The sequence below is a fragment of the Corynebacterium doosanense CAU 212 = DSM 45436 genome (assembly GCF_000767055.1).
In the GTDB taxonomy this organism is placed as follows: domain Bacteria; phylum Actinomycetota; class Actinomycetes; order Mycobacteriales; family Mycobacteriaceae; genus Corynebacterium; species Corynebacterium doosanense.
This window is the reverse complement of record NZ_CP006764.1, coordinates 2,287,758-2,312,263: the sequence shown is the minus strand read 5'-3', so window position 1 is coordinate 2,312,263 and position 24,506 is coordinate 2,287,758. Positions and strand designations below refer to the sequence as shown.

Genomic DNA, 24,506 nt, shown 5'->3' with positions numbered 1-24,506 from the left:
GAGCATGGCAAGAAACGAGAGCCACGACCGTCACGGCGTGCGCAAGACTAACAAGAAGGGTGCCACCAAGGGCACCGGCGGCAAGGGACGCCGCAGCCTGGCCGGCAGGGGCGCGACGCCCAAGGCCGAGGACCGTGAGTACCACGCCGCGTACAAGAAGAAGATGGAGCGCAAACGCCGCGACTCCGGACGCCACATCAAGGAATCCACCACCGAGCTCGTCGTCGGCCGCAACCCGGTTCTCGAGTGCCTGCGCGCCAACGTTCCCGCCCTGTCGCTCATGGTGGCGCAGGGAACGGGCGCGGATGACCGCCTCACCGAGGCCGTGCACCTGGCCAACGCCCGCGGCATCATCGTGCGCGAAGTTCCGCGCCCCGAGCTCGACCACCTCACCGGCAGCACGCTGCACCAGGGCATCGGCCTGGAGATCCCGCCGTTCAAGTACGACGACGTCTTCGACCTCATCGCCCGCGCCAACGACGACCCGAACCCGGGCATGTTCGTGGTCCTGGACAACATCACCGACCCCCGCAACCTCGGCGCGGTCATCCGCTCCACCGCGGCCTTCGGCGGCCACGGCGTGATCATCCCCGAGCGTCGCTCGGCATCGGTCACCGCAGTGGCGTGGCGCACCTCCGCGGGCACCGCGGCAAGGCTGCCCGTCGCGCGCGAGACCAACCTCGTGCGTGTGCTCAAAGAGTTCCAGAAGAACGGCTACCAGGTCGTCGGCCTCGACGCCGGCGGCGAGCACACCCTGGACACCTACGACGGCGGCACGGATCCCGTGGTCATCGTCGTCGGCTCCGAGGGCAAGGGAATTTCCCGCCTGGTGAGCGAGACCTGCGACGTCATCATGTCCGTGCCCACGACGGACTGGGTGGAATCACTCAACGCGTCCGTCGCAGCCGGCGTGGTGCTCAGTGAGTTCGCGCGGCAGCGCCGGGTGGCTGGCTAGTCCTCCCGCCGAAACGGGTGTTGCCCGGTCCGGGAAATCGGGCCGGGCAACACCTTTTTCTGTTTAGGTTCGGGGTTTGACCGGAGCCTGAATACCGACGAGGTAGGCGTGCGCCTGCGCCAGCAAGACCACCGGTGCGGTCACAACCATGCCGATGATGACGAAGCCACCCGCGAGATTAAGCAGGTAGCAGAGGATGAACAGCAGGATCGCCTGGTCGACGTTGTTCTTGAAGACCTCCCACGAGGATCCGAGGACCGAACCGACAGTCGCTTGGCGGGAGGCGAACGCAGCCACGTACGCGAACTGGAAGACGACGGCGACCACGATGCTTCCGACGGCGACCAGCGCGCCTAAACAGGCGAGAAGGAAGATGACCAGGCTGACAAGGATGGGGGTGCCCAGGCCGTCGAGACGCCAGAAGTCGCGCAGGGTGATGGATTCTCCCTGGACGACCTGGACGGCGTTGCGTGCTGCGTTGAGCTGGAAGATTACGCAAAAAACAATGAAGAGAATCGTCGCCAGGATGAGGAAGATCACGAGGCCGGCCGACTCGGAAGGGTAAGTCCCTTGGAGTGGTGGGGTTTGGGGGCTGGGCTTTGGGCTGACAGCGGTGTGTTGGCCCGCCAAGGGGGTTGGCCATCGCGTAGTGGTCAATGAGTTACCGCCAAGTAGCTCACAGTAAGGACACACCACGCGATGACCCACTCCCATTCTGGCGTACACGCCCAGTTGGATGCACTGCTGTCCGCGGACCCGCAGGCGATGTTCGCCGAGCTGGTCCGTGCCGGCCTGCAAGCGCTGATCGAGGCCGAGGCCGCCACCAAGATCGGGGCCGACCGTTACGAGCGCTCAGAGGGCCGCACAACCCACCGCAACGGGCACCGCACCAAGACGGTCTCCACGCCAGCCGGTGATATCGAGGCCCGCATCCCGAAGCTGCGCTCGGGTTCGTTCTTCCCGGCCCTGCTCGAGCGTCGCCGCCGGGTCGACCGGGCCCTGTACGCGGTGATCATGCAGGCCTACGTGCACGGCGTGTCCACCCGCGGGGTCGACGACCTGGTTCGCGCACTCGGCGTTGACACCGGCATCTCCAAATCCGAGGTCTCTCGCATCTGCGCTGACCTCGACGCCGAGGTGGAGGCGTTTCGCACCCGCACGCTGGCGCACACCCAGTTCCCGTACGTGTTCGCCGACGCCACGTTCTGCAAGGTTCGGATCGGTGCGCACGTGGTCTCGCACGCCCTGGTCGTGGCCACCGGAGTCTCCGTCGACGGCACCCGCGAAGTGCTCGGCACCGCCGTCGGGGACAGCGAATCCTATGAGTTCTGGTCGGACTTCCTGCTCTCGCTCAAGGCCCGCGGCCTGACCGGGGTGCACCTGGTCATCTCCGATGCCCACGCGGGCCTGAAAGCGGCCGTGGCGCAGCAGTTCGTCGGGGCTGCGTGGCAGCGCTGCCGGGTGCACTTCATGCGCAACCTGCACGGCGCTGTCGCGTCCAAGCACGCCCCCGCGGTGACCGCCGCCGTGAAGACGATCTTCGCCCACACCGACCCCGCTGACGTGGCCGCACAGTGGGACCAGGTCACCGACACGTTCGCCGACTCGTTCCCCAAGGTCATAGCGATGATGCGGGAGGCCAAGACCGACGTGCTGGCCTTCACCGCATTCCCGAAAGGGCACTGGCAGAAGATCTGGTCCAACAACCCGATCGAGCGGCTGAACAAGGAGATCAAGCGCCGTGCTGACGTCGTGGAGATCTTCCCCAACCCGGCCGCGTTCCTACGGCTGGCAACCTCGGTGGTCATCGACCAACACGACGAATGGCAAGTCGGCCGCCGCTACCTGTCAGACACCTCGATGGCTGAGCTCCGAGCCGTCATCGCCGCCAAGCAACAAGCCCTCGACACCGGTAGTGGTTATGATCAACCCACGGAACTCGTTGATCACTGCGACTGACCAGACACCGATCCGAATTCCACCACGCCACGGGGCACTATCCATCGGAACATCGGCGCTGGTGTCGCTGGGCGCCGCGGCGATGGCGAAGAGCGGGACCATCAGTATGCCGAGAAAAACGATCGTGGCTACGACGAGGAGCGCGAACGCGCCGACCCAGGTGGTCCAGGATTCGACGAACGCCTTGAATCCGTAGCTGATGCTCTGAACGGCATCGAACTTTCCAGCGGCGGGCGCGGCCGCATACTGCTGGTTCTGGGGGTTGTGAGCGTACCCGTAGGTGTCCTGGCCGTAAGGCTGCTGGCCGTAAGGGTCCTGGCCGTAGGACTTCTGACCGTATGGGTGATCGCCGCTGGATTGCTGACCGTAGGGCTGCTGGCCGCCCGGGTCGTTGCCGGATGGATCGTAGGGGTTGCTCACAACGGGTACCTCTCTCTGGGAAACGTGAATTTATGTGGACAGCGTGGAATGCGCAGGACCGATGTGCGTGGTGCATTGCAAATTCCCAGCCGAGGCACCCCTGATAGTGGACGGTCGTCCAGATGTCTGGACTGTCACCCGACAGGTCGTCGGGTACCGGCGGCCCGGCTACCCCCAGGAGGGGCAGAACCTTGCCGTCACGCCCCTGGTTTCTGCTATCGTCGAAATCACTCACACGGGGTGCACCCGGTCGCATATGACCGGGGGCTGAGATCAGACCCGTAGAACCTGCTCTAGTTCGCACTGGCGAAGGGAATGTGACTGTGGTTTTTTCGCGCACGGTTTTTCAAGAAATTCACGACGATGTTCGGCACTCTGCACCGTTGGTCCACTGTTTGACCAACTCGGTGGTTCAGGAAATCACCGCCAACGTCCTGCTCGCGGCAGGGGCCGCACCCGCGATGGTGAGCCACCCCGAGGAGGCAGGCGAGTTCGCGGCCGCCGCAGATGCGGTGCTCATCAACGTCGGCAATCCGGATCCGCCGGTCCTCGAGGCCATGCGCTCGGCGGTCGCCCAGGCCCGCAGGCGCAACATTCCCTGGGTGCTGGATCCGGTGGCCGTCGGCGGCCTGGGCGTGCGCACCCGCTTCGCGGTGGAGCTGCTCGACCAGAAGCCCACGGTGATCCGCGGCAATGCCTCCGAGGTGCGCAACCTGCACGTGGCCCACGAGGGGAGCGACGCCCAGGGCGGGCGCGGGGTCGATTCCACGGACGATCCCGAGTCCGCGCTCGAGGCGGGGCGCGCCCTGGCCGCGCTCACCGGCGGGGTCGTGGCGATCTCGGGCCCAACCGACATCATCGTCTCCGGGGGACGGGTCACCAGGATCACCGGCGGTGACGAGCTGATGGCACTGGTCATCGGCACGGGTTGCTCCCTCGGCGCGGTCACGGCAGCCTACTGCGTCGCCGCCGGCAACCCGTACGACGGGGCCGCGGCCGCCCACGTGGCCTTCTCCGGCGCGGGGGCTCTGGCGGCCAAGGTCTCCGCCGGCCCCGGTAGTTTCCGCAACGCCTGGATTGACGCGCTGTACAACGGCTCCAATGCCCTGCCCGCACTCTGCGAGATCGAGGAGGGGGAATGAGCATCGACTACAGCCTCTACCTCGTCACCGATTCCGCCCAGGCAGGCGGCGTCGACCGGGTTCCGGCGGTGGTCGCCGAGGCCATCAACGGGGGCGTGACGGTGGTCCAGGTCCGGGACAAGCTTATCGACGACAAGACCTTCACCCGCCTCCTGTTGGCCGTCGGCGAGATCGCCCGCCCGGCCGGGGTGCCCGTGTTTGTCAACGACCGGGTTCACCTCGCCGCCCGACACGGTTTCCACGTGCACATCGGCCAGGCGGACGGGTCGGTGGCCCAGGCGCGGGAGGCGCTCGGCCCTGACCTGCTCATCGGGTTGTCGGCCGGCACGGAGGCCGAGGTCGACGCCGCAGTCATGTCGGAGACCCGCCCGGATCTTCTCGGGATCGGGCCGGTCTTTCCCACCTCCACCAAACTCGATGCCGGGCCAGCCCTGGGTATCGAGGGGCTCGACCGGCTCGCAACGCGCGCAGCCGAGCACGGTATTCCCGCCGTGGGCATCGGTGGCATCACCGCCGAGACCATCAACGATGTTCGATCCACCAGCGCTGTCGGCGCCTGCGTGGTGTCCGCAATCATGGCCGCCGCCGACCCGAAGGCGGCAGCCCGAGAACTGAAAGAGGCGTGACCATGAGCATTCCCCGCGTACTGTCCATCGCTGGCACCGACCCGACCGGCGGCGCCGGCATCCAGGCCGACCTGAAGTCGATCGCGGCCGCGGGGGGCTACGGCATGGCCGTGGTCACCTCCCTGGTCGCGCAGAACACCCACGGTGTGCGCGAGGTGCACACCCCGGATCCGGACTTTCTCCGGGCACAGCTGCTCGCCGTGTCCGACGACGTCGAGATCGACGCAGTCAAGATCGGCATGCTCGCCGACGAGGATTGCGCTCGGGTGGTCGTCGAATGGCTCGATGAGCTGGGCCGGGACATTCCCGTGGTCGTCGACCCCGTGATGGTGGCCATCTCCGGGGACACCCTCGCCTCCGGGGTCTCGGCGGGCCTGCTCGAGCGGGCGAGCGTGATCACCCCCAACCTCGACGAGCTGGCCATGCTCACGAAGGCCGAGCCCGCGCAGACCCGGGAGGAGGCGGACCGGCAGGCCCGGGAGCTGGCGGAACGAACCCGGGCCCTGGTACTGGCCAAGGGCGGCCACCTCCCCGGTGAGGACCGGGGAAACTCGCTTATCGACGCCCGCGGGGTCCTCGTCCACGTTCCCTCGCCCGTCGTGCGGACGACCGCCTCGCACGGAACGGGCTGCTCACTCTCGTCCGCCCTGGCCACCCAGCTGGCGGGCGGTGAGGACCCGGAGACCGCAGTGCGCTGGGCGACTGACTGGGTGCACGAGGCGCTGAGGTTCGGAGAGGAACTGCAGGTGGGCAGTGGCAACGGGCCCATCGACCACGGGCACAGGGGGCGTCGATACGCGGCCGCCGCACGGCAGGAGCAGGAAGCTCTCGACCTGCCCGAGCGGTGGACGGACCCGGCCGAGCTGGGCGGGAGCGCGGCGGAACCGGCCGTGGCCGCCGCCGGGCCGTGGACGGAGGCGTTGTGGCGGGCCTCGGGCGTTTCATTGGCGCAGCTCGACGAGGGGTTCGTCGCCGACCTGGGCGCGGGCACCCTGCCCGAGGAGCAGTTCCGTTTCTACCTCGCGCAGGACAGCTACTACCTCGACATCTACTCGGGAGCGCTGGCTGCTCTCGCGGCATCCGCGTCCGGGGCAGAGGATCGCCGGATGTGGTCCGGCATGGTCGCGGAGACCGTGGCGGCGGAGGTCGAGATGCAGGAGCGGTGGGGTGTGCCGGACGTGGTCCGGCCGACGCTGGTGACCCGCGCCTACACCGATTTCCTGCGCGCGGAGACCCGCGGCGAACACCTCACGGGAGTGGCGGCCGTGCTGCCGTGCTTCTGGATGTACGCCCACGTCGGCGCCGACCTGCACGCGCAGAATCATGACAGTCACCCGTACACCCAGTGGCTCTCCACGTACGACGACGACCAGTTCCGCGCCGCCACCACGGAAGCGATCGAAGCCACCGAACGCCTGCTCGCGGGTGCCACCCCGGAACAGCGTTCCGCCGCCGCCGTCGCGTACCTGCGTGCCTGCCGGCATGAGGTCGACTTCTTCGGACAGGCCACGCTTATCGACGTGCCGTGAGCTCTCCGAGCTTCCGGGCAATCTCCTGGGTGGCCGTTTTCCCGGTCCGTCCCGCGCCGAGCACGTTGGAGAAGGGATGCACGTGGCCGGGAAGGAACACCTCGTCAACCTCGACGCCTGCTTCCCGCAGACGGGCGGCATAGGCGCGGGACTCGTCCCTGATGGGATCAAATCCCGCGTATCCGAACAACGTCGGTGGCAGGCCGGAGAGATCATCCGCGTGGAGGGGTGAGACCCGCGGGTCGGTGGCGAGGGCCGGGTCTTCCAGAAGCTTGTCGCGGTACCAGTCGATCTGAGCCGCGGTGAGGAAGAACCCGTCCGCGAACAGCGTTCGCGAGGGCCGGTCGGAAGCAAGATCGAGCCACGGCGACAGCAGAATCTGTGCAACGGGAAGGGGCAGGCCCCGGTCGCGGGCCGCGAGGCTCACGATCGCGGCGAGGTTGCCGCCCGCGGAGTCACCGATGACGGCGACCCGGGGTGCCAGGCCGAGCTTCCCCGTATTCGCCGCGGCCCAGGAGTAGGCCGCGACTGCGTCTTCGTGGCTCGCAGGGAAGGGATGCTCCGGTGCCAGGCGGTAGCCGACCGAAAGCACCGCGACCTCGGCGTGGTGGGTGAGAAACCGCGACACCGGGTCGTGGGACGCGATGGACCCGAGGACAAAGCCGCCGCCGTGGAAGTAGACCGCGAGTGGGGTATCGGTGTCGGCTGCCTCCGGGAGGTAGAGCCGCGCCGGGATCGGGCCGTCGGCACCCGGGATCTCCAGGTCACGCACCGCGCCGACCGGCACCGGCCGGCCACCGAACTGCCAGGCCTCGACGTCAATCTGACGCCGGCCCTTGTCCAGGGAGAGATCCTCGAACGATTCTTCGGGCAGCGCATGCAGAATGCGGAGCGCGGCCTGGACCTCAGGTTCGAGGCGCTGGCCGTCGATCTCCGTCGGCGTGCCGGCGATGCGGGAGAGGACCGCGTCCGGCAGCGCGCCCAGCACGGTGACGCCCAGACGCGTGAGGCGCTCGAACACGGTTGGTGTGGGTGGGGTGGTGGCGCCGACGACGGGACGCGAGGTGACCATGAAATGTCATCCTAATTCTCCATGGTCGCCGCGGTGGGTGTTTTGTCTATCTAAAAACCCCGGTGGGCACAGACCTTCGCACCAAGGCACAGTCGAGCGCTACTGACCGGGTGTATTCCCGTTGGCGGGTTCAGGAGCAACGGGGGAAACCGGAGCGACGGATTCGGGAGCGGAGGGAGGACTCGTGCGAATCGGGACTCCGCAGAGGTCCAGGTACTCCTCCGCAGTAGTGCCTTCGGGCGCGTAGAGGCCGCCACAGACTCCTTCGGCGCGCGCAGCTCGCTGTACGGCGGGATCATTCTCACATGAGGGTGTGATCCGGGTTGAGCCGTCCGAGTACAACGCATAGATGGTGAGATCGGCCAGACACCGGACGAAAGTCGGCTCTGAACTCTCGGGCTCCGCTGCGATGGAGGCGGAGGTTTCGGTCGTCGCAGCCTCCGTCGGCTCCTGCGCGGGCACCTCGCTGGTGGGGGTGAGGTCGCCGGTGACGGTGGTGAGGTCGATGAAGGTGAAGTCGTCGTAGTGGGTCTCGGGGTCGGCGAACCCGAACTTCTCGGCCTTGATCGTCTCCGGGACCTCAAACACCCAGGTCATCTGGTCCTTCATGCCCGGGTTGAGGTGGTCGTTGCACTCCGGGTTTCCCGGAATCCGGTACAGGTCTTCGACGGGGTCGAAGCGGCGGTCGTCGGGATCGAAGAGGCTGGCCTGGACGGCGAATCCACAGGTGAGATCCCAGCTCTCAGTCCCGGTGTTTTCCACCTCGGTCACCACTGAGACGAATTTTGTGCCGGATTCAGCAGAGCGAGTCTCGGTCGCCGCGGTCTCGGCCTTCACCCCGTCTTCGAGTAGTGGAAGCGTGGCCGTCTCCGAGACCTCCAGAACAGCCAGGGTCACGCCCTCGGCTTCAACGGGTTCGCCGACACCGGGCAGCTTCTCTGGTGGCGTGGTCGTGGTTTCCATGGTGGTCGGAGTGGAAGGCGCGGCCTCTTCGGAGGAGCATCCGACGAGGCTTAGGGCCAGGACCGCGGCACAGCCGAATATCGACGCATGTTTCAGCACGCTCATTACTGATCTCTTTCTTCAGAGGGATCAGCAGTGGCGCTATCCCGGAATGTGCTCCAGGAATCCACCTGCAGCATATGAATCAAATCACACTGCAAAACTGGATAGTTCACAACTCAAAGAAGTCCGCGATGACGTCGGCGGCCGCGAAGGCCCTGGTGCCCGGGCCGAGTCGCTCATCGACGTCGTGCGGTGCGGGCACCAGGTGTCCCATTCCCTCGACGGTGATCAACTGCACCGGTGCGCCGCCGTCCCACCTGTCCATACGGAAACCGTCCGCCTCCGTGACGGAGTGCTCCGCGGAGCCGTTGGCCTGCGCGAAGTACTCGGCCGCGGCTACGGCGGATCGCACCGTGCCACGTCGCTGGTTGGCGGTGCCCGCGCGGCCGCCCTCGTAGGGGACGATGCGGTCGCCCGTGCCGTGGATCATCAGGAGGGGCGTGGGCACTGGAGTTCCCAGGTCGGGAAGCAGATTGTCGTCGGTGGGCAGAGACGCGGCGATGGTGGCGGCGCCGGAGAGGAGGCCGGGGGCGTCGTGAAGCAGGCGAAGCACCATCTGGCCGCCGTTGGAGAATCCGGCTGCAAAGACCGTCGATAAGCCAAGTTCCGCGACGATGTCTCGGGTGAAACCCACGTCATCGATGCCCAGCTTGCGGGTCTTTTCGTCGTAGTCGAGGCGGGCGTCGTTGAAGTGGTTGGCCACGCCGTTGGGGTACGCCACCGCGACGCCGCGCGCGGTGAGGTCGTCGAAGGTGCGGGCGGTGAAGTTGCGGGCGACGTTGCCGGACTGCTGGGAGCCGTGGAAGAACAGCAGCAGCGCCGAAGCCGGGGCCTCGTCGGGGGAGACGAGGACGTAGGAGCGCTCGCCGATTTTCTTCCTGTCCACGTGATAGCCCATGGCCGATCAGCCTAGTGGTGCTCCGAATCTGAGTAGTGCGCGGCCGTGACCTCGTCCCGGTACACCCTCCGGCGCCCGCCGATGACGCGGCAGAGAAGGTAGATGGCAAAGGAGATGGAGGTGACAAACACACTCACCGGCAGCCCCGGAGCCAGGGAGAGCAGCAGGCCGCCGACTGCGGCGACCTCGGCAAACAGCACCGACCACGCCACGGCACGCAGCGGGGAGGAGGCGATCTGCGCGGCCGCCGCGCCGGGAGTGATGAGCAGCGCCATGACCAGCAGCGCACCGACGATCCGTACGGACTGCGCCGAGGCCAGGCCGATGAGCACGGCAAAAATGACCGACAGCGCCCGCACGGGAATCCCCGCGGCGCTGGCCATCTCCGGGTCGGCGGAGGCGAAGAGCAGCGGGCGCCACAGCAGCGCGACCACCCCGACCACCACGGCGGTCACCGCGGCGAGGGCCCATGTCGAGGCGCCGGAGACGCCGACGACCTGGCCCGTGAGCAGCGACATCGCGGTCGACGAGTTGCCCGGGTAGAGGTAGAGGAACAACACCGCCAGTCCCAGACCGAAGCTCATGACCACGCCTATCGACGAATCCTGCTGACCCCGAAAGCCCAGCACAGCGAGCACGATCGCGGCCACGATCGCCCCCACCACCGCGCCGAGGCCGATGTTCACACCCAGCAGCAGTGCCGCGGCCCCGCCCATGAGCGCGAGTTCGCTGGTGGCGTGGACGGAGAAACTCATGCGCCGCAGCACGATCAGCGGGGTCATCACCCCGGACAGCAGCCCTAGCAGCGCGGATGCGAGCAGCGCCTGGCGCACGAAGTCGAACTCCAGCAGCTCGAGGGTCTGGGAAAGCATCTAGATCACCACCAGTCGATCGCCCACGCGCGCGACCTCGACGCGGGCCCGGTACAGGTCGGAAAGGACGTCGGTACGCATGACCTCCGCCACGGTGCCGAGCGTGTGCCCGTGCGGCGCGAGGTAGAGCACCCGGTCGACGACGTCCAGCACGGGATTGATCCCGTGGGTTACCAGAATCACGGAGGTCCCGCGTTCCCGGCGTCGCGCGTCCAGCTTGGCGACGGTCGCCTGCTCACGCGCCACGTCCAGGCTCAGCAGCGGCTCGTCGGCGAGCAGCAGTTCGGGGTCGTTCGCCAGGGCCTGGGCCTGGCGCACGAGCTGCTGCTGGCCGCCCGACATCCGCCCCACAGGGAGATCGGCCAGGCCGTCGGCGCCGACCTCGGCGAGCAGGGCGTCGACCTGCGCTCTTTTCGGGCTGCGGTGGCTCAGGGTGCCGTGGGCGAGCGACAGGGACACCAGGTCGCGGGCGCGCAGCGGCAGGTTGCGCTCGAACAGACGCTGCTGCGGGATGAACCCGATGCGGGCGGGCGCCTCGACCCGGCCGTGGGTGAGCGTGCGGGTGCCCAGGACGGTGCTGAGCAGCGTGGACTTGCCCACGCCGTTGGGGCCGAGGACGGCGAGGAACTCTCCAGGTTCGACGGTGAGGTTGAGCCCGGACCAGAGGGGGTCGACGGCGGCGTCGGTGAAACGAACGAGCATGTCAGGCCGCCCCCCGTTCCAGATCATCGACGACCCGGTGGAAGTAGTCGAAGAAGTTGGCGCCGGCGGGCGGGATCTCGGCGATCTCCACCACGGGGACGCCGGCCTTGTCCGCGGCGTCGCGGATCGAGGCGGTGAGATCCGTTTCCGTCTGCGGGTTGTGGATGAGCACGTCGACCCCGCCGTCGTCGATGGCGCGGAGGAACGCGGCCAGGTCCCCGGCGGCCGGGGAGGCGTGGTTACGGGCGGCCGCCCGGTAGCCGGCCGGGGTGACGTCGGTGAGGCCGGAGTCCTCGATGAGGTAGTCCGCGACGGTCTCGGTCTGGGCGACGGTCGCGCCGGTGAGCCCGCCGAGCTGCTGGCGCAGCGTAGCCAGGTCCGCGGTCACTGGCCCGGCGTCGGTGCCGGCGTGGGCCGCGATGTCCCCGGCGACGGCCTCGACGGCGTCGACGTCGAACCAGACGTGTTCGTTGGCCTCGTGGTCGTGCTCCTCGTGGCCCTCATGTTCCCCGTGCTCCCCGTGTTCGTGTCCCTCGAGGGGCAGAGCGTGGATCACGGTGGCGTCGCTGCGCCCGGCGAGCGGTTCGTAGAGCCAGGCGTCGTAACTCCCGCCGCCGACGACGACCGTGTTCGCGTTCATGGCCGTGGCCAGGTCGGCGGCCGTGGCCTCGAAGCTGTGCGGATCGATGGCGTTGTCCTCGACGATGGCGGTGACGGACAGGGGGGTGTCGGCGAGCACGGCCGAGGCCACGTCGGCCCACACGGAGGTGGAGGCGACCACGTCGGCACTCGGCGGGGTGTCGGAGCAGGCCGCCAGCGGGAGGGCGGCGGCGACAGCCAGGACGCGGGTTCTCATGGGCACCACCTTCTCCTTATTGACAATAATTGTCAACATGAAAACCAGTTGAAAATGCCCCGCCGGCAAAGACCGACGTAGACTGTGCCCCCATGAAATCCGTTCGCGCGCGCAGCCGGGGCACCCTCGCCTCCCTCGCCGCCGAACTGGGGGTGTCCAGCACCACCGTCTCCAACGCCTATAACCACCCCGACCAGCTCTCCCCGGCCCTGCGTGAACGCATCCTCGCGGCCGCAGCCCAGCGCGGTTACCCGGGGCCCGACCCCACGGCGCGGTCTCTGCGCACCCGCCGCGCGGGCAGCGTCGGTGTCCTGCTCACCGAACGCCTGTCCTACGCCTTCGAGGACCTCGCGTCGGTGGACTTCCTCGCCGGTCTCGCCGATTCCTCGGCCGGCACGGGTACGTCCCTGACCCTGGTGCCCGTTGGCCCCGGTGACGAAGACCCGGACGACGCGCGGGGACTCGTTCAGCGCGCGGTGGTCGACGGGTTCATCGTCTACTCCGTCGCCGCGGACGACCCCAACCTCGCCGCGGCCCGCGCCACCGGCCTGCCCATCGTGGTCTGCGACCAGCCCTACGACCTGCCCGATCTGCCCTTCGTGGGCATCGACGACCACGCGGCGATCCGCCCCGCGGCCGCCGCGCTCGTCGCCGCCGGGCACACCCGCATCGGCATCCTGGCCAAGCGCCTCAGCCGCACGCGTCTCGACGGCCCCGTCAACCCCTCCGCCATCGACCGCGCCGACCTGCACGTGCAGCGCGGCCGCATCCGGGGCGCCCTCGCGGAATTCGCCGGGGCGGGGATCGACCCCGCGCAGGTGCCCGTGGTTGTGCGGCACCACAATGACCACGTCACCGCGGTCGACGGGGCGCGAGAGCTGCTCACCAGCCACCCCGACCTCACGGCCGTGCTGTGCACGACGGATTCCATGGCCTTCGGCGTGCTCGACTTCGCCCGCGCGCAGGGGCGCAGCGTTCCGGGAGACCTGTCGGTCACCGGCTTCGACGGGGTGACACTCGCCGTGAACAGGGGGCTGAGCACCGTGAGTCAGCCCATGCGGGCGAAGGGCACGGCCGCGGGGGACATGCTCGGTGAACTCATCGCCGGCACCGCCGAGACGCGGACCCCCCGCCGCATCCTGGAGACGCGGTTCCTGCCCGGACGAACGGTGGGCCCGCCAGCCAGCTAGGGCCGGCGACCGGACTGGGCGATGAGTTTGTCCATCACGGAGGCCCCCTCCGCGACGGGCACCGGCTCGGCGAACTTGCCGTCGGCACTGAGGTCGGTCGACTCGAAGGCACGCAGCAGGCTGGCGGCGAAGCCCTCGTCGAGAGGCGCGCTCAGGCCCTGCGAGGTGGCCAGGTCCCAGGTGTGCAGGAAGATGTCCGTGATGAGCACGCTGCGCACCAGCTTCTCGTTCTCCGCCAGGCGCTCGCGGACAAACTCCACCAGGCCGAACCACTGCTCCAGCGGCTCACCCGTCACTGCCTCGGCGCCGATGGCCTCCGGGAACCAGGTGGCCAGGTGGTCGACCACGTCGCGTGCCGACCACCCCTCGCACGAGCTCGCCGCGTCCCAGTCGGTGACCTGGAACACCACCGAGCTGAGGCCTGCGGCGACCCACTCGAAGCGGGCGCGGGTGTCCCTCGGAAAACCGAGGTGTCGGGAACGGTCGTCGGCAAGCTGCGTCAGCCAGTCCGAGACCTCCTCGACACCCGCTACCCGCACCCCGGCCGACGTCTCTCCCCCGCCGACCTTGACACCCACGTCGGAGCCGCCCAGGATGCGGAAGCCGTCCTCGTCGGTGACGTCGTCGCCGAGGAAGACGGTGACGTCCGCGCCGACCCGCTCGCGCTCCCCGGCGAGCCAGGTGCCCTTGGTGACATCGGTGGCCGAGAACTCCAGGATCTGCTTGCCCGCCGTCATGCGGGTCTCACCGGGGTCGATGGCCGCGGCGCGGGCGAGCAGCTCCTGCGCCCGCGCCGGGTCCTCCTGCGCCAGGCGGAACACGTGGGCGACCCGCTGGAAGGGTTTACGTTCCACAAACGCGCCGGGCTCGTCGAGGATCTCCGAGAGCTGCCGGTCCACGAAGTCCAGCGCCTCCTGCTGCGCCTCGGTGGGCTCACCGGCCACGGAGGACTCGTTGCCGTGGGAACCGGCGAAGGCGATCGGGGCGCGCAGGTGACAGACCTGCATGAGGCCCTCGAGGTGGCGTCCGGAGAGCACGGCCACGTGGGTGTCGGGCAGGCCGGCGAGGCGGGTGAGGGCGGCGAGCGAGCGGGCGTTGACGGGGACGTCGGCGGCGTCGACGGAGAAGCTGGCGAGGGTGCCATCGAAATCCGAGACGACGAGGAGGTTCTGGGCGGTCGCGGCTGTGATCATGCGCCCCAACCTACAGTCCCAGGAAGCGTATCGACGGCCGGTCGACCGCCTCCGTCTCCGCGGTGAGCACGATCTCCGAGGGGCCGCGACGGTCCACCGAGAACGCGGCGGCGTCGTGGATGAGCCCCGTCACCGTGTCGTGCACGCCGCGCGAGAGCTCGGGGCAGGTGGGGGAGGCCTCCCCGTAGTGCACCTCGTCGAACACGAGGCGCTCACCGGTGAGTTCGACCTTTGCCTGCAGCGGCGCACAGCCGGTGTTGCCCGTGGCCGACGCACGACCGATGACCAGGGTCACCGCCCCGGCGGAGCTGGCCGGCAGGGCGGAGGGGGCGTCGGGGGAGAGGTAGATGTCCGTCGCCGACCACGTCGTGCCCTCCACGGGGCGCTCGCCGTCGGCGGGCGCGGGGGAACACGCGCTGAGCAGCAGGGCGCCGGCGATGACCGCGACCCGTTTCATCGCCGGGCGTCCCGGAGCGAGGAGAGGAAGGCGTTGGCCCAGGCGTCCACGTCGTGGGTGGTGACCTGCTCGTACATCACCGACATCCGCTGGGCCATGACATCGGGGTGGGCGGCCAGGCCCTGGATGGCCTGGAGGATCGCGGCCTTGACGGACTCCGAGTCGAAGGGGTTGCAGAGGTTCGCCTGCGTGAGTTCCTGCGCGGCGCCGGCGAACTCGCTGAGCACGAGCGACCCCGAGCCGTCCGGGTGGCAGGCGACGTACTCCTTGGCCACGAGGTTCATGCCGTCCTTGAAGGGCGTGACCACCATTACGTCCGCCGCCGAGTAGTAGTGGCGCAGCTCCCGCTTCGGCAGCGCCTGGTGGAGGTAGTGCACGACGGGCCGGCCGATGGCGCCGAACCGCCCGTTGATGCGCCCCACCGCCTCCTCCACCTCGGAGCGGGCGCGGCGGTACTCCTCCAGCCGCTCCCGTGAGGGCGTTGCCACCTGCACGAACGCCACGTCCTGCGCGTCCAGCGCGCCCGATTCGAGCAGCTCCTCGAAAGCGGTCAGCCGCTGCAGGATGCCCTTGGTGTAGTCGAGCCGGTCCACCCCGAGCAGGACCGTCGCCGGGTCGCCGAGCTCCCCCCGCCGCTGTGCCACCGCCGCCTCGTCGGAGTGGCCCAGCGAGGACGGGTCGATGGAGATGGGGTAGGCCGCCACGCCCACCCGGCGCCCGTCACCGCCGGTGGCAAACGCCTGCACCTCCCGGGTGCGCGCGGTTCCCTCCACGGGGATGGACACGTGGCGCAGCAGGTCGAGGAAGTTGGCCGCGTTGGATTCCAGGTGGAACCCCAGCAGGTCCGCGCCGAGCAGGCCGCGGACGATCTCCTCGCGCCACGGCAGCTGGCGGAACAGGTCCGGGCCGGGGAAGGGGATGTGCAGGAAGAACCCGATGGTGAGGTCGGGGCGGATCTGCCGCAGGATGCCGGGCACGAGCTGGAGCTGGTAGTCCTGCACCCACACCGTGGCGCCCTCGGCGGCGACCTTGTCCACCTCGAGGGCGAAGCGGTGGTTGACGTCGCGGTAGCTCTCCCACCAGGAGCGGTCGTAAACCGGGGAGACGATGAGGTCGTGGTACAGCGGCCACAGGGTGGCGTTGGAGAAACCTTCGTAGAAGTCCCGGTAGTCCGCCTCGGTGAGGGAGACGGGATGCAGGAGAACCCCGTCTTCCGTGTGGAAGGGCTCGGGGCTGGCGTCGGGTGTCCCCGGCCAGCCGACCCAGCAGCCCTCGTTCGCGGAGAGGACGGGGGTCAGAGCGGCGACGAGCCCGCCTGGCGAGGGGGTCCACGACTCGGAGCCGTCGGCGTTCCGGGTCAGATCCACCGGCAGCCGGTTCGCGACCACCACAAAATCGTTGTCGCCGCTCATGGAAGCACCAGGCCCTATTCCGCGCTCGTGGTCTTGGTGGAGGTTTTCTTCGTGGCCTTCTTGGCCGTGGTCTTCGTGGTCTTCTTGGCGGCCGTCTTCTTGGCCGCGGTCTTGGTGGTCTTCTTCGCGGTGGCCTTGGTGGCCTTCTTGGCGGCCGTCTTCGCCGGCTCCTTGGCTGCTTGGGCCTCCTCGGCCTTGACCTCCTCGGCGACCTTGCTGTGGGTCAGGCCCTCGGGCTCGACCCCGAGCATGCACATGAGGGTGACACCGTCGAAGTAGTCCTCGGCGTAGGTGGCCACGATGCGGCGTGCGTTGACGGCGGTCTCCGTCTCGATGGCCTCGATCTCTTCGGCGCTCGGGCGGGTGTCATGGACCTTCGGTGGCACGGTGGACTCCTGATCTTCTGACGAGGTTTCTAGCAGGTTATTAGCTCTGTCAGTTTACGCTACCGCCGCGCGGTTTCCTCAACCGCCGGGAGGTCTGCGCCGGCCTGACGGGTTTCTGCCGACGCGCCAGCGTCTGGAAGGAGAATCGCCCGGCCCGGCGCAGCGCCGCGTAGGGCCGGAAGTCCTGCGGGCGGCGGATACGCCGTGCCATCCACTCGCCCAGGACCACGCCGGCGGCGAGGGAGCCTGCGATGGCGAGCGCGAGGAAGAGGTTGGTGAATCCCACGAGGGTCTGCTCGCTGAGCAGCGCGTACATCGCCCGGTAGAGCATGAGACCCGGGAGCAGCGGGGTGATGCCCGCGATGGCCGTGATCAGCGGCGGGATGAGGAACCGGCGGGCGAGCAGACCACCGGAGAGGCCGATGGCCACCGCGGCCGCGCCGGAGGCCATGACCGTTCCCATGCCCAGCGGCAGGAAGATGAGGTGGAACGTGGAGGCGCCGAGCATGCCCGCGGCCATGGAGACCGCGATGGCCGAGCGCTCCCCGTACACGCCGACCGCGAAGCCGGCGCAGATCACCGCCGAGGCCGCGACCATGACCAGCGCCCCGGTGAAGTTCGGGGGCGGGGTGGCCTCCATGGGAGGCAGGTCGATGTCGAACATGCCCGCGGCGGAGATACCCATGGCCACGCCGGCGACGATGCCGGTGGTCATGAGGATGGTGTCGAAGAACCTCGCCGAACCCGTGACCGTGGCGTGGGTCATCCCGTCCTGCAGCGACTGCACCAGGGACAGGCCGGCGACCAGCACGATGATGCAGGACGCGATGATCTGACTCGGCCGGATCTGGATGCCGAACTGCTGTGCGAGTTCGTAGATCACCGCCGCCGGTAGCGTGGCGATGAACCCCCCGAGCACCTGGAGGAAGAAGTCCGGCAGCCCGCGCCGGGCCAGCACCTCGTTGAGCCCGATGATGACAAAGGACGCGACGAAGGCGACCGCCGCCACGAACAGCCCACCGCCGAGCAGGATCGCCACGGCCCCGCCGAGCAGCGCCCAGCCCCAGATGGCCGTGCGGAACCCGAACCCGCGAGGGCGCGCCTCCAGCTCATCGAGGATCTTCTCCGCGATGTCCGGCCCGGTCGCACCCGACTGGATGGAGCGGATGAGCCGGTCCACCTCGGCGAGTTTGGAGAAGTCCGTCGTCGGCGTGCGTGCCACGCGGAACACCTGCACGGGCTGCTTGTTCGCCCCCGTGCCCACCGACGCCGACAGCTGGATCGTGTTCATGGTGATGGCGATGTGGCAGTAGATCAGCCCGTACGCGGACGTCACGGCCCGCACCTGCGCCTGGGCGTCTCGGTTTCCCGTGCCCGAACCGACGAGGATGTCGCCGATGCGCGCGGCAATGGACATCACACCCGCGACCTGTGACGGGTCCTGCAGATTGATGGGAGCCAGGGGGGAGGGCGGCGGAGCCGCGCGGGCGGTGTCGATCGTCGATAAGCGACCGGAACCCGGCAGAATCTCGCTCAGCCTAGACAAAACTCCCACGTGTGCACCACCCTTTCGAAGGGGCATCCTAACGGTTCCCCGCCACAGAGGCTTATCGACGGTGCCACGTCGCCGCGCCGGGCGACTGCGTTAGACTGTGCCCCTGCGTCATTTCACGACGACGCGACTGCTGGAGTGGCGCAATTGGTAGCGCAACGCACTTGTAATGCGTAGGTTGCGAGTTCAAGTCTCGTCTCCAGCTCAACTTTTTTGACGGTGGTAGAGCGTGGAAAATTGCGATACCTTGTCGGCATGATCGAACTTCCGGCGGCCTACGACATCGTGTGGAGCGCGATTCCCCTGCTCTGGTCACTTCTCACCGGCGTGATGATCTACAGGGAACTGAGCGTGGGCAGCTCAGTGCCCCGGGTCATCCTGTGGGTGGTGGCGCACCTGATTCTCCCGTTTATCGTCTTTGTGATCTGGATGTTTTATCGGTTCTCCGAATCCCGAAAGGCGTCGTAGACCGGAACCCAGTGTCCGTTTCCCGATGATTCCAGGCCCTCGAGGTCAATGAGGTCGGACACTGACCCGCTGCCGTAGACGCCGAGGAACCGGGCGCGGACGTCGAGGGAGAAGCTGTCCAGGCCGAGGCCGTCCACATCCTCGGTGGCTTCAAGATGCGCCTGAACGTGGCCGTCTTCGAGCGGGCCGACGCGCAGGGTGAGCTGACCCATACGAAAGTGGGTGTAGTCGCAATAGATGGAAAGCTCGGGAGAGCCAGCCTCCAGGAAACATTCTTCACCTTCGACCTGGATCTTCTCCATTTCTTTCCAGGACCGCCCGGGGAAGGCAACCCAGTCCGCGGTGACCTCGACGGGTTCGCCGTTCTCGTCGGGCTCGCACTCGATGTTGAGCTCGAACTTCATACCCGGCTCGATGCCGAGCGCGGAGTTCTCGAAGGCCGAGAGGTTGCAGGTCGCCGACGTGGGTCGGATGTCGCTGGCCTTCAGGGCAGCCGCCTCGTCGTAGTCAGTCATGCCGGCAAGGATAGTTATTCTCGTCGGTCCGGGAGGACTGACGGAGGGGAAAGTTCCCCGGAAAAATCCTCTCCGATTCCCTGACTGGATAGTGTCCCGAACATGGAAAACGTCAGGAAGAAGTCGCGTATTCGCAGGAAGCCCACGGCAGTGTCCGGTGCCATCCTGGCGATGACAACCGATGTACGGGTGACTCACACCCGCACTGCGTCCCGCACCCCGAGCATGAGCCCCGCCCCGACGAGCAGGACCAGCCCGATCCCCAGAACGCCCCAGCGATCGTCACCCCCGCCGAGCGAGACCAGGGCGAAGAACGCGATCGGCGACAGCCAGCTCACAGCCCTGCCCGTGGTGGCGTAGAAGCCGAACATCTGCCCCTCCCGCCCCTCGGGGATGACGCGGGTGAGAAAGGAGCGTGACGACGACTGCGCCGGCCCCACGAATAGGCAGAGAAACAGCCCCAGAATCCAGAACGCCAGTGCCCCGTGGGCGAAGAACAGGGCCACCGCCACGACCACCAGGGCAAACAGGGAGCCGAGAATGACGGGTTTGGGGCCGAGCCGGTCGTCGATAAGCCCGCCGAGCACCGCGCCGAGCGCCGCCGCGATGTTGGCCGCGACTCCAAAGATGAGCACGTCTGCGGGCTGGAGTCCGTAGACAGAGACGCCGAGGATGGCGCCGTAGGTGAACACGCCGGCCAGGCCGTCGCGGAAGACCGCGGAGGCGATGAGGAACCGTACGGAGCGGCGGTCGGTGTGCCAGAGTTCCTTGAGCTCGCGGACGAGGCGTCGATAGGAATCCGGGATCGTGCCGGCCTTCTCGCCGGAGGGGGCGATCTCCGGCACCTTGAACAGCACCGGCAGCGCTGCGAGAGCGAACCACACGGCGGCGAACAGGGCCACCAACCGGATGTTCAACCCGCCCGCGACGGGGATGCCCAGCAGGCCACGAGTGTCGCCCTCGCCGGAGACGAACCCGACGAAACACAGGAGCAACAGGATGATGCCGCCGACGTATCCCGCGGCCCAGCCGAAGCCCGAGATCCGGCCGACTGTTGCGGGAGTGGAGATCTGGTTCAGCTGGGCGAAATAGTTGACCTCGGCGAACTCGAACGTCACCGTGCCCAGGGTGAGCAGGGCGAGGCCGAGGAAGAAGTACCAGTTGGCGTCGTTACGCACGAACACCAGCGCCGCCATGAGCGCGACCGTGATGAACGTCCACGTTCCGAGCGCTTTTCGACGCGTGCCCGTGATGTCCGCGCGCTGGCCCACTATCGGCGTGATCGCGGCGACGGCCAGACCCGCCGCCGCGAGTGCGACCGACAGATACTGCGCCGACGTGATCGGGCCGGAGACGTCCGCGCCCACGGAGTCGACGAGGTAGACGGAGAAGATGAAGGTCACCAGCACCGCGTTGAAGGCCGCGGAACCGAAGTCCCACATGGCCCAGGCCGCGACCTGGCCGCGCCGGGCTGATTCTGTAGTCATGGGGGGAGTCTACGAAGAGTTTCCCCGTCCGGCCAGGGATGCGGGCGCGGGGTGCGGACGGAATGACCTACCGAAGGGGTCCGCGGGAGGGGCTCGGTCGGTCATTAGTTCGGCCCGGGAGTGCGGACGCTGTGGGTGTGCGGGTGTACCCAGGGACCTACCGAAGGGGCCTCGGGAAGGGTTCGGAAGGCCACTCGGTAGGTCATTAGTTCCGCCTGCCCGGGCCGTCGTGGCGAGATCAGCCGAAAAAGGGGACACTGGCGGACATGGCTCAGAATTTCGCACAGCAATTGGTCAAGACCCTGGAGAAGCAGGGTGTTAAACGTATTTACGGGCTGGTCGGGGACAGCCTCAACCCCATTACCGACGCGATCGCCGACTCGAGCATCGAGTGGATCCATGTGCGCAACGAGGAGGCCGCGGCCTTCGCTGCCGGCGCGGATTCCCTCACCACCGGCGACCTCGCCGTGTGTGCCGCCTCCTGCGGGCCGGGTAACACCCACCTCGTGCAGGGGCTTTACGATGCCCACCGCAACGGCGCCAAGGTCCTCGCCATCGCCTCGCACATCCCGAGCATGCAGATCGGCTCCTCCTTCTTCCAGGAGACCCACCCGGAGCAGCTGTTCCAGGAGTGCTCCGGTTATGTCGAGATGGCCAACTCCGCCACGCAGGGTAGCCGCGTCCTGCACAACGCGATCCAGTCGACGATGGCCGGCAACGGTGTCTCCGTCATCGTCATCCCCGGCGACGTGTCGAAGGAGGAGGCGACGGACGACACGTTCATGAACTCCAAGATCGCCACGGGCCGTCAGATCGTCTTCCCGGATCCGGCCGAGGCCGCCGACCTGGTGCAGGCGATCAACGACGCCGACTCCGTCACCCTCTTCTGCGGCGAAGGTGTGCGTGACGCCCGCGAGCAGGTTCTCGCGCTGGCGGAGAAGATCAAGGCTCCCATCGGCCACGCTTTCGGCGGCAAGATGCACATCCAGTACGACAACCCCTTCGACGTGGGCATGTCCGGCCTGCTCGGTTACGGTGCCTGCTCCAACGCCATGCGGGAGGCTGACCTGCTCATCCTCCTGGGCACGGACTTCCCGTACCAGGACTGGCTGCCCACGAAGAACGTGGCGCAGGTGGACATCGACGGCGCGCACATTGGTCGCCGCACCACCGTCACCCACCCGGTCGTCGGCGACGTGGGAGCGGTGATCGAGAACATCCTCCCGCACGTCGAGGCGAAGAAGGACCGCTCCTTCCTGGACAAGCAGCTCAAGGACCACGCCAACCTCATCGACGGTGTGGTGGAGAACTACACCAAGAAGGCCGGCAAGGTGAAGCCGATCCACCCGGAGTACGTGGCCTCGCTTATCGACGAGCATGCAGCCGAGGACGCGATCTTCACCGTGGACACCGGCATGTGCAACGTGTGGGCAGCCCGGTACATCACGCCCAACGGTCGGCGTGATGAGGTGGCCTCCTTCAAGCACGGCACCATGGCCAACGCCCTGCCGCAGGCCATCGGCGCGCAGGCCGCGAACCCGGACCGCCAGGTGATCACCTTCTCCGGCGACGGCGGGCTGGGCATGCTGCTCGGCGAGCTGCTCACGGTGAAGCTGCACAACTTGCCGGTGAAGATCGTCACCTTCAACAACTCCTCGCTCGGCATGGTCAAGCTGGAGATGCTGGTCGCCGGCCTCGAGGACTTCGGCACCGATCACGAGCACGTGAACTTCGCGGCCATCGCCGAGGGCGTGGGCATCAAGGCCATCCGCGTGGAGGATCCGAAGAAGCTGGACAAGGCCATCAAGGAGGCCTTCGCCTATGACGGCCCGGTGCTTCTCGACGTCGTCACCGATCCCGACGCCCTGTCCATCCCGCCGAACATCACGTGGGACATGATGATGGGCTTCTCGCGCTCGGCGGCCAAGACGGTCTTCGGTGGCGGCATCGGCAAGATGGCCAACCTGGCCAAGGCCAACCTCAAGCACATCGGGGCGGCGGCGTCGATCGAGAAGAACCGCTTCCTGTGACACCGTTCGTTCTGGTGGACGCCGCGCGGGTGAGGGAGAACGTCACCCGCATGGCGTCGGTGGGCACACCGGCGCGCCCGCACGTCAAGACACACAAGATCCCCAAGATCGCCCGCATGCAGCTGGACGCGGGCGCCGTCGGGCTCACGGTCGCCACGGTGGGGGAGGCCGAGGTCTTCGACTTCGCCGGCGACCTCTTCATCGCCTACCCGCTGTGGCCGATTCCGGAGCTGGCACAGCGCCTGGGTGCGCTGTCCTCCCGGGTCCGCGTCGGTGTCGATTCCCGCGAGGCCGTGCACGCCTGGCAGCGGGTGGGTCTGCCGGACAACGTCGAGTTCATGATTGAGCTCGACTCCGGCCACCACCGCTCCGGCTCGATCGATCCGGTCCCGGTTGCCGAGGCCGCGGGTGATAGGCTGCGCGGCCTGTTCACCTTCCCCGGGCACTCCTATGCGCCGGGCGCGCAGGTCTCGGCCGCCGCAGACGAGGCCCGGGTGCTCGCCGCGGCCCGAGACGCCATCGGGCGGGATCTGCTGCTCTCCGGCGGGTCCACGCCCTCGGCGCGGGAATCGACCGGCGTCGATGAGATCCGCCCCGGCGTCTACGTCTTCAATGATGCCCAGCAGCTCGAGCTGGGCACCTGCAGCGAGGAGGACATCGCCCTGGTGGTGCGTGCGACGGTGGTCTCGCGTCGCGACGATCTGGGACACGTCATCCTCGACTCAGGCTCCAAGATCCTCGGCTCCGACCGTCCGGCCTGGGCGACCGGTTTCGCGCGCATCCGGGGCCACGCGGACGCGCGGGTCACCGCCCTGTCCGAGCACCACGCCACCGTGACCTTCCCGGGGCAGCTTCCCGAGCTCGGCGAGCAGCTCGACGTCATCCCCAACCACGTCTGCCCGGTGCTCAACCTCGTCGACGAGGTGCAGCTCGTCGACGGCGGAACGTGGCGGGTGGCGGCGCGGGGGAGGAACTCCTAGGGTTTCTCGCCGAGAGCGGACGAAACTGACTCCAGAGACGCCACCCATTCCCGCACTGCCGCAGATCTGTATCCGACGAGTTCGAGAGAATGCGTCAAATATGCTTCGAGGTCCTGGTCGAAAATGGGTTCATGGTGCGAGAGCCGATTTCTCAGTACCCGCAGACGATCGAGCCGGGTCTTCACATTCTCTCGCAGGCTGGCGGGATCTGAAATCGCGGCGTCGGGTAACACCGCGGCGATATGCGGCTGCCACAGACGATGATGATGGCGAGAGTCGAACATGCGCACCCAAAAAATCAGTTTCAACTCGGCAATAACTTTTCCCGTCGACTCCTCGCGGGAGCGGACTCGCTTGAGTTCCTCCCGCGGTTTGAAGTTGCGGCCTCTCACTTCAGGGAGACTGTTCTCGAAGGCTTCGACCCAAGGCCACCTGTCACCGTAGACCTCGGAAAGAGCCTCATTCACGGCGTTGCGGATTGAAACCTCTGCGAAATGGATCGGCAGCATAAAGCGAGCTGAAACGTCTGCGTTCCATGCATACAGTTGAGTCGCGCGGTCAGGGTCGCCAGAGTGGTGAGCTAGGTACCGGCTAAATCGGGGAATGCTTAGTGAACGTTGAACTTCGGCGAGCGGTGCAGCGCTTGCATTGGGCACAGCGCACAGCGTAATCTGGGGATACAAGCGCCGCGGGATTCGTTGGATACGTCCTCCACCTACGGACATCTGATTGGTGGTGGT

General features: G+C 67.6%; 24 protein-coding genes, 1 tRNA gene, 1 pseudogene and 1 riboswitch. Of the genes and pseudogenes, 10 read left to right on the top strand and 16 right to left on the bottom strand.

Going from position 1 to position 24,506, the window contains the following annotated elements; translation table 11 throughout:
* Positions 1 to 4: 4 nt before the first annotated feature.
* Positions 5 to 955, top strand: coding sequence for a 23S rRNA (guanosine(2251)-2'-O)-methyltransferase RlmB (gene rlmB / locus CDOO_RS11315; protein ID WP_018022856.1), 951 nt, complete (start codon positions 5 to 7; stop codon positions 953 to 955).
* A 63-nt stretch (positions 956 to 1,018) separates the two neighbouring features.
* Here the strand turns inward: rlmB and CDOO_RS11310 are convergent, their stop codons facing one another.
* Positions 1,019 to 1,495, bottom strand: coding sequence for a hypothetical protein (locus CDOO_RS11310; RefSeq protein ID WP_018022857.1), 477 nt, complete (start codon positions 1,493 to 1,495; stop codon positions 1,019 to 1,021).
* A gap of 159 nt (positions 1,496 to 1,654) precedes the next feature.
* Here CDOO_RS11310 and CDOO_RS11305 point away from each other — a divergent pair, with 159 nt between their 5' ends.
* Positions 1,655 to 2,914: an IS256 family transposase gene (locus tag CDOO_RS11305; protein WP_038573431.1), complete on the top strand. Its 1,260-nt coding sequence runs from the start codon at positions 1,655 to 1,657 to the stop codon at positions 2,912 to 2,914.
* Here CDOO_RS11305 and CDOO_RS11300 read toward each other — a convergent pair.
* Complete coding sequence (locus CDOO_RS11300; RefSeq protein WP_038573429.1) at positions 2,804 to 3,334, bottom strand: hypothetical protein; 531 nt, start codon at positions 3,332 to 3,334, stop codon at positions 2,804 to 2,806. The genes CDOO_RS11305 and CDOO_RS11300 overlap by 111 nt on opposite strands.
* Before the next feature lie 226 nt (positions 3,335 to 3,560).
* A riboswitch (TPP riboswitch) is annotated at positions 3,561 to 3,667 on the top strand.
* Positions 3,668 to 3,687: 20 nt separating this feature from the next.
* Between CDOO_RS11300 and thiM the strand changes: the two genes are divergently transcribed.
* Genes thiM through CDOO_RS11285 form a run of 3 tightly spaced genes read left to right on the top strand, consistent with a single transcriptional unit; the run spans position 3,688 to position 6,631 of the window.
* Positions 3,688 to 4,476 carry a hydroxyethylthiazole kinase gene (gene thiM, locus CDOO_RS11295; protein ID WP_026159461.1) on the top strand — a complete coding sequence of 263 codons (789 nt, stop codon included), beginning with the start codon at positions 3,688 to 3,690 and terminating at the stop codon, positions 4,474 to 4,476.
* The gene (thiE, locus tag CDOO_RS11290; RefSeq protein WP_018022682.1) at positions 4,473 to 5,102 is read left to right on the top strand and encodes a thiamine phosphate synthase; all 630 of its coding nucleotides are present in this window, start codon (positions 4,473 to 4,475) and stop codon (positions 5,100 to 5,102) included. Before thiM ends, thiE begins: the two co-directional genes overlap by 4 nt.
* Before the next feature lie 2 nt (positions 5,103 to 5,104).
* Positions 5,105 to 6,631 (top strand): bifunctional hydroxymethylpyrimidine kinase/phosphomethylpyrimidine kinase, encoded by a 1,527-nt coding sequence (locus CDOO_RS11285; protein WP_026159462.1) that lies wholly within the window; start codon positions 5,105 to 5,107, stop codon positions 6,629 to 6,631.
* Here CDOO_RS11285 and CDOO_RS11280 read toward each other — a convergent pair.
* From CDOO_RS11280 to CDOO_RS11255, 6 genes are all read right to left on the bottom strand, one after another.
* Complete coding sequence (locus CDOO_RS11280) at positions 6,615 to 7,703, bottom strand: alpha/beta hydrolase (RefSeq protein WP_018022684.1); 1,089 nt, start codon at positions 7,701 to 7,703, stop codon at positions 6,615 to 6,617. The genes CDOO_RS11285 and CDOO_RS11280 overlap by 17 nt on opposite strands.
* Positions 7,704 to 7,802: 99 nt before the next feature.
* Complete coding sequence (locus CDOO_RS11275; RefSeq protein WP_020384673.1) at positions 7,803 to 8,771, bottom strand: DUF4352 domain-containing protein; 969 nt, start codon at positions 8,769 to 8,771, stop codon at positions 7,803 to 7,805.
* A gap of 106 nt (positions 8,772 to 8,877) precedes the next feature.
* Positions 8,878 to 9,666 (bottom strand): CE1 family esterase, encoded by a 789-nt coding sequence (locus CDOO_RS11270; protein ID WP_018022686.1) that lies wholly within the window; start codon positions 9,664 to 9,666, stop codon positions 8,878 to 8,880.
* An 11-nt stretch (positions 9,667 to 9,677) separates the two neighbouring features.
* Positions 9,678 to 10,538 carry a metal ABC transporter permease gene (locus tag CDOO_RS11265; RefSeq protein ID WP_018022687.1) on the bottom strand — a complete coding sequence of 287 codons (861 nt, stop codon included), beginning with the start codon at positions 10,536 to 10,538 and terminating at the stop codon, positions 9,678 to 9,680.
* On the bottom strand, positions 10,539 to 11,240 hold the full coding sequence (locus CDOO_RS11260) for a metal ABC transporter ATP-binding protein (protein WP_018022688.1): 702 nt from the start codon (positions 11,238 to 11,240) through the stop codon (positions 10,539 to 10,541). It abuts the gene before it with no gap.
* Between the two features lies 1 nt (position 11,241).
* Positions 11,242 to 12,096 (bottom strand): metal ABC transporter solute-binding protein, Zn/Mn family, encoded by an 855-nt coding sequence (locus tag CDOO_RS11255; RefSeq protein ID WP_018022689.1) that lies wholly within the window; start codon positions 12,094 to 12,096, stop codon positions 11,242 to 11,244.
* A 92-nt stretch (positions 12,097 to 12,188) separates the two neighbouring features.
* Here CDOO_RS11255 and CDOO_RS11250 point away from each other — a divergent pair, with 92 nt between their 5' ends.
* On the top strand, positions 12,189 to 13,286 hold the full coding sequence (locus tag CDOO_RS11250; RefSeq protein WP_018022690.1) for a LacI family DNA-binding transcriptional regulator: 1,098 nt from the start codon (positions 12,189 to 12,191) through the stop codon (positions 13,284 to 13,286).
* A gap of 476 nt (positions 13,287 to 13,762) precedes the next feature.
* On the opposite strand, the pseudogene otsB reads toward CDOO_RS11250, so the two are convergent.
* The 5 genes and pseudogenes from otsB to thrE all read right to left on the bottom strand — a co-directional run.
* Positions 13,763 to 14,479: pseudogene (otsB, locus tag CDOO_RS14405) on the bottom strand (trehalose-phosphatase); the annotation flags it as partial.
* A gap of 10 nt (positions 14,480 to 14,489) precedes the next feature.
* Positions 14,490 to 14,936, bottom strand: a complete 447-nt coding sequence (locus tag CDOO_RS13360; protein WP_018022692.1) for an META domain-containing protein — start codon at positions 14,934 to 14,936, stop codon at positions 14,490 to 14,492.
* Positions 14,933 to 16,348: an alpha,alpha-trehalose-phosphate synthase (UDP-forming) gene (locus tag CDOO_RS11235; RefSeq protein WP_018022693.1), complete on the bottom strand. Its 1,416-nt coding sequence runs from the start codon at positions 16,346 to 16,348 to the stop codon at positions 14,933 to 14,935. The genes CDOO_RS13360 and CDOO_RS11235 overlap by 4 nt, the downstream gene beginning before the upstream one ends.
* A gap of 14 nt (positions 16,349 to 16,362) precedes the next feature.
* Complete coding sequence (locus CDOO_RS11230) at positions 16,363 to 16,734, bottom strand: hypothetical protein (RefSeq protein ID WP_018022694.1); 372 nt, start codon at positions 16,732 to 16,734, stop codon at positions 16,363 to 16,365.
* Positions 16,735 to 16,783: 49 nt separating this feature from the next.
* Positions 16,784 to 18,289 carry a threonine/serine exporter ThrE gene (thrE, locus tag CDOO_RS11225; protein ID WP_425389140.1) on the bottom strand — a complete coding sequence of 502 codons (1,506 nt, stop codon included), beginning with the start codon at positions 18,287 to 18,289 and terminating at the stop codon, positions 16,784 to 16,786.
* A 129-nt stretch (positions 18,290 to 18,418) separates the two neighbouring features.
* On the opposite strand from thrE, the gene CDOO_RS11220 reads away from it, so the two are divergent.
* Positions 18,419 to 18,491, top strand: a tRNA-Thr gene (locus CDOO_RS11220).
* A 50-nt stretch (positions 18,492 to 18,541) separates the two neighbouring features.
* On the top strand, positions 18,542 to 18,754 hold the full coding sequence (locus CDOO_RS11215) for a hypothetical protein (protein WP_018022696.1): 213 nt from the start codon (positions 18,542 to 18,544) through the stop codon (positions 18,752 to 18,754).
* On the opposite strand, the gene CDOO_RS11210 is transcribed toward CDOO_RS11215, so the two are convergent.
* Positions 18,721 to 19,269, bottom strand: coding sequence for a hypothetical protein (locus CDOO_RS11210; protein WP_018022697.1), 549 nt, complete (start codon positions 19,267 to 19,269; stop codon positions 18,721 to 18,723). The genes CDOO_RS11215 and CDOO_RS11210 overlap by 34 nt on opposite strands.
* Before the next feature lie 194 nt (positions 19,270 to 19,463).
* On the bottom strand, positions 19,464 to 20,756 hold the full coding sequence (locus tag CDOO_RS11205; RefSeq protein WP_038573425.1) for an MFS transporter: 1,293 nt from the start codon (positions 20,754 to 20,756) through the stop codon (positions 19,464 to 19,466).
* A 266-nt stretch (positions 20,757 to 21,022) separates the two neighbouring features.
* Here CDOO_RS11205 and CDOO_RS11200 point away from each other — a divergent pair, with 266 nt between their 5' ends.
* Together CDOO_RS11200 and CDOO_RS11195 are read left to right on the top strand one after the other, a co-directional pair.
* Positions 21,023 to 22,786: a pyruvate dehydrogenase gene (locus CDOO_RS11200; RefSeq protein ID WP_018022699.1), complete on the top strand. Its 1,764-nt coding sequence runs from the start codon at positions 21,023 to 21,025 to the stop codon at positions 22,784 to 22,786.
* A complete protein-coding gene (locus CDOO_RS11195; RefSeq protein ID WP_018022700.1) occupies positions 22,783 to 23,766 on the top strand; it encodes an alanine racemase in 984 nt (327 codons plus the stop codon). Before CDOO_RS11200 ends, CDOO_RS11195 begins: the two co-directional genes overlap by 4 nt.
* On the opposite strand, the gene CDOO_RS11190 is transcribed toward CDOO_RS11195, so the two are convergent.
* Positions 23,763 to 24,422 carry a hypothetical protein gene (locus tag CDOO_RS11190; protein WP_038574030.1) on the bottom strand — a complete coding sequence of 220 codons (660 nt, stop codon included), beginning with the start codon at positions 24,420 to 24,422 and terminating at the stop codon, positions 23,763 to 23,765. The genes CDOO_RS11195 and CDOO_RS11190 overlap by 4 nt on opposite strands.
* Positions 24,423 to 24,506: the final 84 nt, after the last annotated feature.

What these genes read in the sequence shown, in the direction of transcription:
- rlmB (WP_018022856.1), top strand. Translation starts at nt 5, where the DNA reads ATGGCAAGAAACGAGAGCCACGACCGTCACGGCGTGCGCAAGACTAAC.
- CDOO_RS11305 (WP_038573431.1), top strand. Translation starts at nt 1,655, where the DNA reads ATGACCCACTCCCATTCTGGCGTACACGCCCAGTTGGATGCACTGCTG.
- thiE (WP_018022682.1), top strand. Translation starts at nt 4,473, where the DNA reads ATGAGCATCGACTACAGCCTCTACCTCGTCACCGATTCCGCCCAGGCA.
- CDOO_RS11285 (WP_026159462.1), top strand. Translation starts at nt 5,105, where the DNA reads ATGAGCATTCCCCGCGTACTGTCCATCGCTGGCACCGACCCGACCGGC.
- CDOO_RS11280 (WP_018022684.1), bottom strand. Translation starts at nt 7,703, where the DNA reads ATGGTCACCTCGCGTCCCGTCGTCGGCGCCACCACCCCACCCACACCA.
- CDOO_RS11275 (WP_020384673.1), bottom strand. Translation starts at nt 8,771, where the DNA reads ATGAGCGTGCTGAAACATGCGTCGATATTCGGCTGTGCCGCGGTCCTG.
- CDOO_RS11270 (WP_018022686.1), bottom strand. Translation starts at nt 9,666, where the DNA reads ATGGGCTATCACGTGGACAGGAAGAAAATCGGCGAGCGCTCCTACGTC.
- CDOO_RS11265 (WP_018022687.1), bottom strand. Translation starts at nt 10,538, where the DNA reads ATGCTTTCCCAGACCCTCGAGCTGCTGGAGTTCGACTTCGTGCGCCAG.
- CDOO_RS11260 (WP_018022688.1), bottom strand. Translation starts at nt 11,240, where the DNA reads ATGCTCGTTCGTTTCACCGACGCCGCCGTCGACCCCCTCTGGTCCGGG.
- CDOO_RS11255 (WP_018022689.1), bottom strand. Translation starts at nt 12,096, where the DNA reads ATGAGAACCCGCGTCCTGGCTGTCGCCGCCGCCCTCCCGCTGGCGGCC.
- CDOO_RS11250 (WP_018022690.1), top strand. Translation starts at nt 12,189, where the DNA reads ATGAAATCCGTTCGCGCGCGCAGCCGGGGCACCCTCGCCTCCCTCGCC.
- CDOO_RS13360 (WP_018022692.1), bottom strand. Translation starts at nt 14,936, where the DNA reads ATGAAACGGGTCGCGGTCATCGCCGGCGCCCTGCTGCTCAGCGCGTGT.
- CDOO_RS11235 (WP_018022693.1), bottom strand. Translation starts at nt 16,348, where the DNA reads ATGAGCGGCGACAACGATTTTGTGGTGGTCGCGAACCGGCTGCCGGTG.
- CDOO_RS11215 (WP_018022696.1), top strand. Translation starts at nt 18,542, where the DNA reads ATGATCGAACTTCCGGCGGCCTACGACATCGTGTGGAGCGCGATTCCC.
- CDOO_RS11210 (WP_018022697.1), bottom strand. Translation starts at nt 19,269, where the DNA reads ATGACTGACTACGACGAGGCGGCTGCCCTGAAGGCCAGCGACATCCGA.
- CDOO_RS11205 (WP_038573425.1), bottom strand. Translation starts at nt 20,756, where the DNA reads ATGACTACAGAATCAGCCCGGCGCGGCCAGGTCGCGGCCTGGGCCATG.
- CDOO_RS11200 (WP_018022699.1), top strand. Translation starts at nt 21,023, where the DNA reads ATGGCTCAGAATTTCGCACAGCAATTGGTCAAGACCCTGGAGAAGCAG.